Here is an 11,159-nt window from a genome sequence, read left to right as displayed (position 1 = left end):
CGACACACGGCTCCTCAGCCTGCCCACCACCAGCCACAGAAAGCGAAACGGCCCACCGACTCCGTCGGCGGACCGTCACGAAAGATCGAGGCTAGTCGAACTCGCCTTGGGGCTGGAACTGTCGACCGTGGTTGCCACGTCTTCCACATACAGGTTCTTGGTGAGCGCAGCCACTGATCTCATATGCTGGCACAACGACCTGTACTCCCTCGACAAAGAGATTGCTCGCGGCAACGCCACCAACTTGGTCCTCGTGCTCGAAGAAGCCGACAGAATGGATCGATCTGCCGCCGTCGCCGCAGTGGTCCACAGGGCGAACCAGCGAACTCAGGAGTTCAGCGAAGCCGCGCGGCGGTTACCTGTCGTCTTGCAGGCTCTAGGTGAAGACGCTTCGCCGGCTCTACGCTGCGTCGAGGGAATGCAGTACTGGATTCGAGGCAATGTCGAGTGGTGTAAATACTCGACCCGCTACTCGCAGTTCGAACGGGGAAGCAACGTTCCCGAACACGTCGAAGACCTCTTCACGCGCGGCGACGGCACATCCGGAGCGCAACCAAGGGCACCAAGGTGAAGAAGACCAGCCACACCGCCAGCTACCTCGCCGCATCCTTCCATGCGTCTCGATGATCTGAACCAAAGGCATCACCCGGACCACCTGTTGATCAGGACTCGCATGATCAAGGTGAAGCCGTCGGGCCCCTCCTCCGACCGGTGGCGCTCCAGGGCCTCCTGGCGCTCCTCCGGAGTCAACCAGCCCTCCGTAAATACCGCACTCAGGCGATTCATTCGCCCTACGCTCCCCACATGGACCACGCCTGGGCGATCGAGAAGCTGGACGACTTCATAGAGGGCATCGACAAACTTGGGGACTGGGTGCGACTCCGTTCCCAGGAGGAGGCTCTGGTCCGAAAAGAGATCGTCGTACGACAGATCGCCAACGAGTACGTGCAGGGGCTCGGCGACTACACAGTGCACCTGAACGGCTCGAAGCAGAGGCGGTGGGGACCCGCGCGTGAGGCTGCGATGCACGCGCGGGAACTGGCGGCACACGAAGACGAGTTCGATGCTTTTCGTCGGGCTCGAGGGCCAGGTCTTGCGGCCGACGCTTTCCACCCCTGGGTCTGGGGGCCGGCCTCAGCACTCTGGGCCGCACAGGCACACCAGGACGCTGTGCTGACGGCGGCGCGGACGGTGAATCGGCGACTGCAACAGAAGCTCGGCCGCCATGACATCGGCGAAATGGACCTGTGCATGCAGTCCTTCGATCCCAAGCCACCCACCGAGGGCAAACCCCGGCTCAGATTCGAGGGCGCCCGTGACACCCCTAAATGGAAGGCCCGACAAGACGGGGCCAAGTACCTGTCCGCCGGAGCCTTTCTCGGCATCCGGAACCTGGCGGCACACGAGGAGCAGGTCACCTGGACCCAGCAGGAGGCGCTGGAGTATCTGGCGACCTTCTCGGTCGTCGCACGGTGGATCGAGGAGTGCTCAGTGGAGACTGCTCTTTGACCTCACCCGCGTCGTTGGTACCAACGACGCTTGGGCGGGAAGCCGCGGCCCTGCCGACGGCCGCGGCGATGTCGGCGATGTCGGCGATGTCGGCGATGTCGGCGATGTCGGCGATCGAGCCCACGCCGGGTGGCCGAGGTCGATCGCGAACGGCGGCTTCGTCATTCCGTAGGCGGCCCGGCGCAGATGCGAGTCGTTGATCCGGACAGCAGCGTCCGCAGCCGAGTTCGACGATCCGTGTGCCGGGTCCGGCCACGGCTCGCATCTCCGCGTCGGAGTCGACGGCCAGGATGTCCCGGCCGCGTACGGCCGGGCCGTCGGCGACGGTGAGGAAGACAGTGGGAGTTATTGGGAGTTAGCGGGGCAGCTCAGCGCCCCGTACGTGGCCCGAAGAACGCCAGGGCCGCGCCCGCCACCAGCGCCACCCCCTGGGCCATCTGCTGCCAGAACGCGGGCACGTTCAGCAGGGTCAGGCCGTTCTGCAGGCTGCCGAGGAAGAGCACGCCGAGCAGGACGCCGAAGATCGAGCCGGAGCCACCGGTCAAGGCAACCCCGCCGACCAGCACCGCGGTGAGCGCGGTCAGTTCGAAACCGGATCCTGAGGTTCCGGCCACCACGCTGTCCAGCACCGACGCCTTGACCGCACCCGCGAGAGCGGCCGCCACCCCGGTGATGACGAACAACGCGAAAGGCGTGCGGCGGACGTTGATGCCGGACAGGTGCGCGGCCTCCCGGTTGACGCCGATGGCGAAGACGTGCCGTCCGGCGGGTGTGAGGGCGAGGAACAGCGCGCCCGCCGCGAGCACGAGCGCCGCGATGACGACAGGCGCCGCGATCCCGGCGATCCGTGCCCCGCCGATCCAGGCGAACCCGGAGCCGAAGCCGCTCAGCGGCAGCGGGAACAGCTGCTGCGCGAGGCCGCGTACGGCGGTCAGCATGCCGAGCGTGACGATGAACGCGGACAGGCCGAAGTAGCAGCACAGCACGCCGTTCACCGCGCCGACCGCCGCCCCGGCGGCGAGCGCCCCGAGCAGGGCCACGGCGGGCGACTGGTGGTGCTGCCCGGCCAGCCAGCCCGCGACCAGCCCGCCGAGGGCGAGTGTGGAGCCGACCGACAGGTCGAGGTAGCCGCTGATGACGAGCAGGGCCAGAGGGACGGCGACGACGGCGAGGGTGGCAGCGTCGGTGGCGATGCCGCTCAGGTTGGCCGGGGTGAGGAAGCTGCCCGTGGACAGCTGGAAGACCAGCACCATCGCGACGAGCACAAGGAGCAGCGGGTTGCGTCGTACGGCGGTCAGTCCGCCGGTGGCGATCAGGCGAGGCCGGGTGAGGACGGGCTCGGCGGTGGTCATGCTGCTCCTTCGGCGGGCGGGGAGTCGGGGTCGTGGACGGCCGAGAGCAGGGCCTGTTCGGTGAGTTCGGTACCGGAGAGTTCGCCGACGACACGTCCCCGGGCGACGATCAGGCAGCGGTCGGCGAGCGCCACGATCTCCTCGGGGTCGCTGGAGGCGAACAGCACGGCGGTGCCGCGCTCGGCGGCGAGCCCGTTCACGACCCGGTAGATCTCCTGTCGGGCTCCCACGTCGACGCCCTGTGTCGGTTCGTCGAGCAGCAGCACCTCCACGTGGCGGGCTTCGTTGATCCACCGGCCGAGGACGAGCTTTTGCTGGTTGCCGCCGGAGAAGGCGCCGGCCGCGAGTCCTGGCCGGGCCGGGCGCAGCCCGACGGCCGTGGTCAGCGCGTCGAACACCCGCCGCTCGCCGCGCAGGGCTCGCACCCCGTAGCGGGACAGCGGCCGGATGGACGGCAGTAGCGCGTTGTCCTGCGCGCCCAGCGAGGGGAACAGTCCCTGTGCGCGCCGGTCCGCGGGCACGAGGGCGATCCCCGCGCCGAGCGCGTCGGCCGGCCGCGCCGGGGCGACGGCGCGGTCCCCGACCCGGATCGTTCCGGCGGTGGCGCGGCGCCTGCCGTAGAGGGTCTCCAGGATGCGGGTGCGTCCGGAGCCGATGAGCCCGAACAGGCCGACGCGCTCGCCTTCGCCGACGGTGAGGTCGACGGGGCCGAAGCCGGGACCGCGCAAGGCCTCGATTGCGAGCCGTGGCGCGCCCGGCATGCGCCGCGGCTCGGGGATGTCGGGGATATCGGGGATGTCAGTGCCTGACGGGTACGCGGGGTCACGCTCGCCCCGGCCGGGAGCGCGCCGCGACTGCCCGGGTCCGCGTGCTGGCTTCCGGTCCTCCTTGCCCGTAGCGCGGTGCGGCCCGTCTGCGCCGCCCGCCGGGCTTCCCGCGATCGCCGCGACGAGGTCGCCCCGCGTCTGCCCGGCCGCCGTGCCCTGGTGGGCGACCCGTCCGTCGCGGAGGACGGTCACCGCGTCCGCGAGTCGTTCGACCTCCGCCAGCAGGTGGGTGACGTAGACGATGGCGAGGCCCTGGGTGCGCAGGTCCTCCACGCGTGCGGCCAGGGCATCCGTCTCCGTGCCGGAGAGGGCCGCGGTCGGCTCGTCGAGGACCAGGACGGAGGCGCTGCGGCTGAGGGCTTTGGCGATCTCCACCAACTGGCGCTGGGCCATGGGCAGTTCGGCGACCCGGTCGCGTGGGGAGCAGCTGGCCGCGACCCGTTCCAGCAGCCCGGCGGCGACTTCCTCCTGGACGCGTCGGTCGATGCGGCCGTGCCGGGTCCACTCCTGGCCGAGGAAGATGTTCTCCGCCACGGTCAGAGCGTCGATGACGCTCAGTGTCTGGAAGATGATCGCCACACCGGCCGCGATCGACTCGCGCGGGGTGAGACGGGTGTATGACGTGCCGCCCACCTCGATGGTGCCCGCGTCGGGCGGGAAGGCGCCGCCCAGGCATTTGATGAGCGTGGACTTGCCGGCGCCGTTGTGGCCGAGCAGGGCGTGCACCTGGCCGGCGGGGACGGTGAGGTCCACGCCGTCCAGGGCTCTGACTCCGCCGAAGGACTTCGTCAGGCCGCGGATACGGAGGTTCGTGGTCGTCATCGCGCGGCGCCTAGGCGTTCTGCGCGAGCAGCGCGTCGATCCTGGCCGTGTCGGCGCGCTGCACGAGTGTGACCGGCACTTGTGCGCTGGGGCTCGCCTTGCCGGCCGCGACCGCTCGCGGTACGTCGACGATGGCGGCCGCGATGTCCTTCGGCGCCAGCGCGGCGGAGGCCCGGTAGAAGGTGCCCTGCTTGACGGCGAGGAGGGAGGGCGCGGAGCCGTCCTGGCCGCCGACGAAGGTCTTCGCGTCGTCCTTCGCCCGGCCCGCCTGCTGGAGGGCCTTGAATCCGCCGTAGGCGGCGGCGTCCGTGACACCGAGGACGAGCTTGAGGTCGGGGTGCTTGGCGAGGATCGCCTTGGTCTTCGCCATACCTGTGTCCGGGTCGATGGCCTGTTCCCGCGCCACGACGTCGACGCCCGGTGCCAGCTCGGTGAAGGCGTCGATCATGCCTTTGGTGCGTTCGCGGCCCAGTTCGATGGTGCTGTCCGTGAGGAAGGCGATCTTGCCCTTGCCGCCGAGGTGTTCCTCGGCCCACTTCGCGGCCGCCCTGCCGAGCAGGGTGCCGCCCTCGCGGAAGCTGAACTGGATGTCGGCGCTCTGGTGCTCCAGGGAGCCGCCGTAGGTCACCCAGATCAGGCCCGCATCCAGGGCGGCCTTGGCGATGGGTTCGGCGGCCTCGAAGACCATCGGGAAGGACACGATCGCCGGGACCTTGCGGGCGACCCAGGTGTTGAGGTTGGTGGCCTGGGTGTCGGCGCTCGCGTTGTCGCTGGTGGTGAGGAGGGAGATGCCGTGCTTGTCGGCCTGGGCGGTGGAGAGCTTCACCAGCGTGGAGTAGAGCGGGAGCTGCGTGAAGGGGTAGTCGAGGCCGATCTTCGTCAGGCGGGCGCCGCCCGAGCGCGACGGCTCGGCCGAGGCGGCCGAGTTCTGCGGTGCGGAGCATCCGGCCGCCCCCAGTGCGGCGGCGCCGGAGAAGGCGAGGAACTGTCTGCGGGAGGCGGTGAACTGGCGTGGTGTCATGGTGAGGGCTCTCCGAGGGGCTGGCCCGGTTTCGGCGGGCGTCAGGCTGTGCCGAACAGGAAAGACCCGGCGGGCTCGCCACACCATCCGTACAAATACCGACTGCGGGGCGACGCCCTGGCCTCTCGGGCGGGATGTCGGCGGACACCTTGCCGGGCACGCACCAGAGCCCTATCGTTAGGCCCCAAACGACATTGTCGTCCGAGCCGCCCGGAGGCTCGCCATGCCCAGCCACCACCAGATCGCGGCAGCAGCACGCATCGGGATGCTGACCCGCGAGCGCGACACCGCGTCGGCCTCCGCGCAGGCGCTGCGCGAACTCGCCCGCGCCTTGCCGCTCGACGCGGCGACCCTGCTCACCATCGACCCGCTGACCGGCACCCACGTCCAGGTCGCGAGCATCGGCTACACGGCCGAGGCCTCGCAGGCGCTGGCCGGGGAGTTCGTCGTGACCCCCTGGTACCGCAACGTCGTACGGCGAGAGCTGCCGCCGTCCATCTCGCAGGACGTAGAGGACACCGAGGACTCGGGGCCACGCTTCCGGCACGGCTGGTTCTACGCCGAGCGCGTCCGCCCGGCCGGTTTCCGCGACGGCGTCACGGGGGCGCTGCGGCACCGGGGCCGACTGGTGGGCCTGGTGCACCTCTCCACCGAGAGCGCGGACGCCTACGACACCGACGCCCGACTGCTGCTCGCCTCGGTGATACCGGCCCTGGCCGCGTTCGCCGACCCCCTGGCACACGCCGGAGATCTGCACGGGCTCGCGGAGGGGGACGCGGCGAGCCTGGTCACCGGCGACGGCCGGGTGCTCGACCTGCCCGGCCGGGAACGCCCCCGGGTACTGCGGGAGGACGGCCCGTTCCGCGCACTGCTCGACGCCTTCACGGGCACGGACGGACGGCGGCTGCGGCTGCTGTGGCCGGCCGACGGCCGATGGCGGCGGATCGTGCTGCACCGGCATCCGACAGGGCCCGGCCTCGCCTCGGAGGCGGTGCTGGTGCACGAGACGCCCACGGAACTGCCGTACGGACTGAGCCCCCGGGAGCTGGAGGTGCTCACCAGAGCGGCCACCGGGCAGACCAACCAGGCCATCGCGCAGGCGCTGTTCCTGTCCCCGCGGACCGTGCACAGCCATGTCGAGCACCTGCTGCGCAAGACAGGTTGCGCCTCGCGCGCCGAGGCCACGGCGCTGGCGGTGCGGGACGGGCTGCTGCGTCCGGACCCGGATCAGCTCGGACGGTTCGTCGAGCGGTGATCCGGGCCCGGGCCGCCGGTCAGGCGGTCAGGGCGGTCAGGGCAGTCAACCGGCATGCGGTCATGCGGTCATGCGGTCAGGGCCTCGACGCGCCGCATGACGTCGCGGCAGAACTCCCCCACCCCGGCAGGGTCGTCGATGAACTGGTTGGGCTTGACGCAGAAGGTCGTGAAGCCCTGCTCCAGTTGCTCGGGGATGGCGGCGAGGGACGCGCCGAGGTCGGCCGGTGCACGGTCGTCGGGAAAGACGGCCTGGGTTCCGCCGATCATCTCCAGGTCGGCGAGGTCCCGCCCGGCGGCGGCCATCGCCTCCGCAAGCGTCTTGAGGTCTTCGGGCGTGGGCCGGCCGAGCGGGTGGAAGCCGTGGCCGTACCGCACGAGGCGGCGCAGGACGGGGCCGGCGAGGCGTTGCCGGCCGAACCAGAGCCGGGGGCCGTCCGGGCGGTACGCCTTGGGCTCGAAGTAGACGTCCTGGAAGGGGTAGTGCGGGCCGTCGTGGGAGATCGGGGACGGCCCCCATGCCTTCGCCCAGATCTCCAGGTGTTCGTCGAGGAGCCGCCCGCGCCGGGCGAACGGCACGCCCAGGGCGTCGTATTCGTCCTCGCTCCAGCTCACCGTGGGCTGCACGACGAGCCGTCCCTCGCTGATCAGGTCGAGGGTGCCGAGTTCACGGGCGAGCAGCAGCGGGTGGCGGAGCGGGGCGAGGACGGCCGCGGCGGCCAGGCGCATCCGGGAGGTGACGGAGGCGATGGCGGCGAGCAGCAGCAGGGAGTTGGGCCAGGGGGTGAGCGGGTCCTGGTTGCACGGGAGGGCGTAGTCACGGGGGTTCCCCATGATGCCGGCGGCCGCCGCGTCGGGGCCGAGGACGATGTGCTCGCTGACCATGACCGCGTCGAAGCCGGCGTCCTCCGCCTCGCGTGCCCAGCGGACGGCGGCAGGCAGGTCGGCCCGGCCGCCGGTGAGGGTCCAGTTCTCGCTGAGGACGAGAAGCATGCGAGGAGGGGTGGGCATGTCGGGTTTCCCTTTCGACTGGGTGCCATGTGGGCCAGGACGGCTGGGGGGCGCGGTCGGGCCGCCCGGGTGTGTCGCCTCGCGACCGAAGGAGCCGCCCCTGCCGGGCCGCCGATCCATCACCGAGGCCGAGGAGCCCACTGCCACAAAGCCGGGCGGCGTCTGACTCTCCACTCGGATCACCTGCCAAGAGAAGGAATAATCGTTTCAGGTCAAACGAGTTTTCTCATCGTGGGGCAGAACTATCCGTCTGGCAAGGGGCGAAGGGGGGCCATGTTCAGGGTCCGGAAGGCCCACCTCAGCGTGCCCGCGTCCTGGACATGCCGTCGGCGGTCATCCCGGCCGCGTCCGGCGGTACATCGACGGTGTGGCCGGCCAGGGAGGCATCCCCTGCCCCGCGCCGATCAGCCCAAGTGTCCAGGCCGGTCGTCGCCGTCATCGCGGCCATGGCCCCGCATGCTGACTTCAGTTTTCTGCGCAAGGGTTCCTAAGGGCTGGTCCGTCGTGACCGTGGCACCGCTCGGTGGTGCGAGGGTCGCAGCGACGGTAGGGCCGCGAGCGCACAACGGCTCCGCAGTGGCGCGGCGGACGGCGTCTCGATCGATGGAGTACAGCCGGGCGGCTGTACTCCCGCAGGTCACACGTACGGCGGCCCTCGCCCCCGCTGCCCGTCTCCGGGACGATCGCTGACTACACTCCCTCCGTCGACACTCGGACGCGCGCCGACGGAGGGAGCGGGACATGCGGCTTCGTCGCAGCGCCCTGTGTCTCGCGCTGGCTGCCTGCCTCGCGGGGTGCGGCGCGGTGGACGGCAGCGTCCACGTCGAGGGTCCGGCGATGACCTCTATCCCCTGGGCGGGGCCGGTGTACATGACGGACTGGTACGGCCGGGCCTGGCAGCATCCCAAGGAGGTCGCTCCGCTCGGGCGGGTCGATCTGGACCGGCTGACCTGGCGGGACTGGGGCAAGGCGCGGGCGTGGGCCACCGGCAGGGCGTCGGACACGACCTGTCTGTCCGGATGCCCCGACGGCGACCGCCCGGACTACCGGGTCAAGGTCGTGCTGAGCGGTCTGGTCAGACGTGGGGACGTGTCGTACTACAGCCACATGTCGCTCACGCCCGTGAATCCGCCCGCACCGTTCTGGGCCGAGGGCTACGACAGCGCGGACCTGGATGTACCGGATGCCTGAGCACGGCAGGCGGAGGACCGTGAGCGACAGCGCGATGGACGACGTTCTGCTGGTCGAGGACGGCGAGCGACTGTTGAGCTTCGGCTACAGGGTGCGCCCATGAGACGGTCCGCCCGGAAGGTGGGAACACCGGCACCGAAGGTGGGGGCTCCCGCCCCGAGGAGGAGAGCGCTCACCGTGAACGTGGGAGCGAAGGTCGCGCTGGCCGTCGCCGTCGCCGCCGTGTGCGTGGCGGGTGCGATCGGTGTACTGGTGCACCGGATCACCGCCGCCGACCAGTTGGCCACCGCCCGCTCCGGCCTGGACCAGGAGCTGGTGAGCGCGGCCGAGGACCGCGCCTCCGGACGCGCGTCGCGTGCCCGGCTCGACCCCCCGGATCTGCCCGGTCCGGTGGCACGGGCGGTGCGCGGGGAGGTCCGCGTGACCTATCTGCAGGACACCGGTGAGCGCCGGTTCCTGTGGGCGGCGACCCTGGTCTCGGACCGCAGGGTCCTCGCGGTCTCCCGTTCGTACGGCCCCGAGGAACGCTCCCTGGCCGCGCTCGACCGGGCATTGCTGGCCACCGGCGCAGCGGTCGGCGCGCTGGTGGCCCTGGCGGGACTGGTACTGGGGGTCCGGATGGGCCGCCGGGCCACCGCCGCCGCGCGTACGGCGGAAGGCATCGCCGCCGGCGACCTGGACGCCCGGGTCCGTCCACGCGGCCATGACGAGATCGCCCGGCTAGCCGCCTCTGTCAACGCCATGGCGGACGCACTCGGTGCCCGCCTGGAAGCGGAGCGCCGGGTGACCGCCGACATCGCGCACGAGCTGCGTACACCGGTCGCGGGCATGTCGACAGCGGTCGGCCTGCTGCCGCCCGGCCGGGCCTCGGAGCTGGTGGCGGGCAGCGTGCAGAAGTTGCGCGATCTGGTGGAGGACGTGCTGGAGGTGGCCCGGCTGGACTCCCAGGTGGCGACGGTGGAGACCGAGCCGCGCGAGGTGAGCGCGATGGTCCGGCGGGCCGTCGCCGGACGCGAGGGCGTCGAAGTACGGGTGACGGCGGACGCGATCGTGACGACCGACCCGCGCCGCGTCGAACGCATCCTGTCCAACCTGACCGCCAATGCCCTGCGGCACGGCGCCGCGCCCGTGGAGGTGGAGGTGGACGGCCCCGTCGTCCGGGTCCGCGACCACGGCCCCGGCTTCCCGCCCGAACTCCTCGCCGTACTGCACACCTCCGGCCCCCAGCGCTTCCGCACAGGTGACCGGACCAGCGGCACCGGCCTCGGCCTGACCATCGCGACCGGCCAGGCCCGCCTGCTCGGCGCCCGACTGAGCTTCCGCAACCTCCAGGACGGGGGCGCGGAGACAGAACTGCGACTGCCGACACCATGAGTCGGGGGCGCGGCCCGCTTCGGCTCAGGGCCCGAACCCAACCCGAACCCGAACCCGATCAGGGAACTCTGACCCCGGGTACGGGCCGCGACGGCTCTCTGCCCGTGCCCCGACGACGCGGCCCGGCTTTCCGCGTCACCTGGTTATGGCGAGTAATGGCTACAGCACACTCTTGATTTCCGGCTCCGGCCACAGAACAATTGCGCTCGCGATTGAGTGACGCACGGATGGCGATTTCCCCTCGCCGTATCCGACATGCGTGCCGAGAAGTTCGAAAAGGAGCGTAATGAGCATTCGTATTCGGTTAGCCGCAGGACTCGCAGTGTGCCTCATGGCGACCGGTGTGGCAGTCGGCCCCGCGTCGGCGTCAAGCACCTCCCCGGCGAACGGTGCGACGACGACCAGTGCGCAGCCCTTCAAAAGCGGTCCTCGTGAAGGGCCCCTCAGCAGCGCCGAGTGCTCCCAACGGGCCACGTACTGGACAGAGAAGACCAGTCTCTTCCATTTCTGCCGGTACAAGGACGGATCGGACGGATTCGAAAAAGGCTGGTGGGTCTGGGAGTACTGACTTTCCGAAGTGATCCCCTCCCCTGGATTCAAAAGGCTGCGTTACTGATGAATTTCAGCCACGGCAAATCGTGAAACGGTCCGAAATCACGAACGGCCATTCCATGCAGCCTTACACGGTCAGCCCTTGCGGGTGTTGATCTCCTCGGTCAGGGTCGGGACGACGTCGAAGAGGTCGCCGACGACGCCGTAGTCGACCAGGTCGAAGATCGGGGCCTCGGCGTCCTTGTT

At 70.5% G+C, this 11,159-nt stretch carries 9 protein-coding genes and 2 pseudogenes; 5 read left to right on the top strand and 6 right to left on the bottom strand.

Going from position 1 to position 11,159, the window contains the following annotated elements; translation table 11 throughout:
* Positions 1-571, top strand: a pseudogene (locus tag ACFU95_RS50010) (hypothetical protein); the annotation flags it as partial.
* 233 nt (positions 572-804) lie between these two features.
* Positions 805-1,509, top strand: a complete 705-nt coding sequence (locus ACFU95_RS50005; RefSeq protein ID WP_383844307.1) for a TIGR02391 family protein — start codon at positions 805-807, stop codon at positions 1,507-1,509.
* Positions 1,510-1,877: 368 nt separating this feature from the next.
* Here ACFU95_RS50005 and ACFU95_RS50000 read toward each other — a convergent pair whose 3' ends face one another.
* Genes ACFU95_RS50000 through ACFU95_RS49990 form a run of 3 tightly spaced genes read right to left on the bottom strand, consistent with a single transcriptional unit; the run spans position 1,878 to position 5,531 of the window.
* Complete coding sequence (locus tag ACFU95_RS50000; RefSeq protein ID WP_383844304.1) at positions 1,878-2,861, bottom strand: ABC transporter permease; 984 nt, start codon at positions 2,859-2,861, stop codon at positions 1,878-1,880.
* Positions 2,858-4,510 carry a sugar ABC transporter ATP-binding protein gene (locus ACFU95_RS49995; RefSeq protein WP_383844300.1) on the bottom strand — a complete coding sequence of 551 codons (1,653 nt, stop codon included), beginning with the start codon at positions 4,508-4,510 and terminating at the stop codon, positions 2,858-2,860. Before ACFU95_RS49995 ends, ACFU95_RS50000 begins: the two co-directional genes overlap by 4 nt.
* A gap of 10 nt (positions 4,511-4,520) precedes the next feature.
* A complete protein-coding gene (locus ACFU95_RS49990; RefSeq protein ID WP_383844297.1) occupies positions 4,521-5,531 on the bottom strand; it encodes a sugar ABC transporter substrate-binding protein in 1,011 nt (336 codons plus the stop codon).
* Positions 5,532-5,754: 223 nt separating this feature from the next.
* Here ACFU95_RS49990 and ACFU95_RS49985 point away from each other — a divergent pair, with 223 nt between their 5' ends.
* Positions 5,755-6,786: a response regulator transcription factor gene (locus ACFU95_RS49985; protein ID WP_383844294.1), complete on the top strand. Its 1,032-nt coding sequence runs from the start codon at positions 5,755-5,757 to the stop codon at positions 6,784-6,786.
* Positions 6,787-6,854: 68 nt separating this feature from the next.
* On the opposite strand, the gene ACFU95_RS49980 is transcribed toward ACFU95_RS49985, so the two are convergent.
* Together ACFU95_RS49980 and ACFU95_RS49975 are read right to left on the bottom strand one after the other, a co-directional pair.
* Positions 6,855-7,796, bottom strand: a complete 942-nt coding sequence (locus tag ACFU95_RS49980; protein WP_383844291.1) for an LLM class flavin-dependent oxidoreductase — start codon at positions 7,794-7,796, stop codon at positions 6,855-6,857.
* 298 nt (positions 7,797-8,094) lie between these two features.
* Positions 8,095-8,244 carry a hypothetical protein gene (locus ACFU95_RS49975; RefSeq protein ID WP_383844288.1) on the bottom strand — a complete coding sequence of 50 codons (150 nt, stop codon included), beginning with the start codon at positions 8,242-8,244 and terminating at the stop codon, positions 8,095-8,097.
* Positions 8,245-8,537: 293 nt separating this feature from the next.
* On the opposite strand from ACFU95_RS49975, the gene ACFU95_RS49970 reads away from it, so the two are divergent.
* Both ACFU95_RS49970 and ACFU95_RS49965 read left to right on the top strand, forming a co-directional pair.
* Positions 8,538-8,987: a hypothetical protein gene (locus ACFU95_RS49970; protein ID WP_383844285.1), complete on the top strand. Its 450-nt coding sequence runs from the start codon at positions 8,538-8,540 to the stop codon at positions 8,985-8,987.
* Positions 8,988-9,164: 177 nt separating this feature from the next.
* Positions 9,165-10,361, top strand: coding sequence for an ATP-binding protein (locus tag ACFU95_RS49965; protein WP_383844282.1), 1,197 nt, complete (start codon positions 9,165-9,167; stop codon positions 10,359-10,361).
* A 687-nt stretch (positions 10,362-11,048) separates the two neighbouring features.
* Here ACFU95_RS49965 and ACFU95_RS49960 read toward each other — a convergent pair.
* A pseudogene (locus ACFU95_RS49960) lies at positions 11,049-11,159 on the bottom strand (electron transfer flavoprotein subunit alpha/FixB family protein); the annotation flags it as partial.

Origin of the sequence: Streptomyces sp. NPDC057623 (genome assembly GCF_042800355.1) — a bacterium.
Taxonomy (GTDB): domain Bacteria; phylum Actinomycetota; class Actinomycetes; order Streptomycetales; family Streptomycetaceae; genus Streptomyces.
Note: the sequence above shows the minus strand (reverse complement) of the source record. Positions and strands in the feature narration are given on the sequence as shown.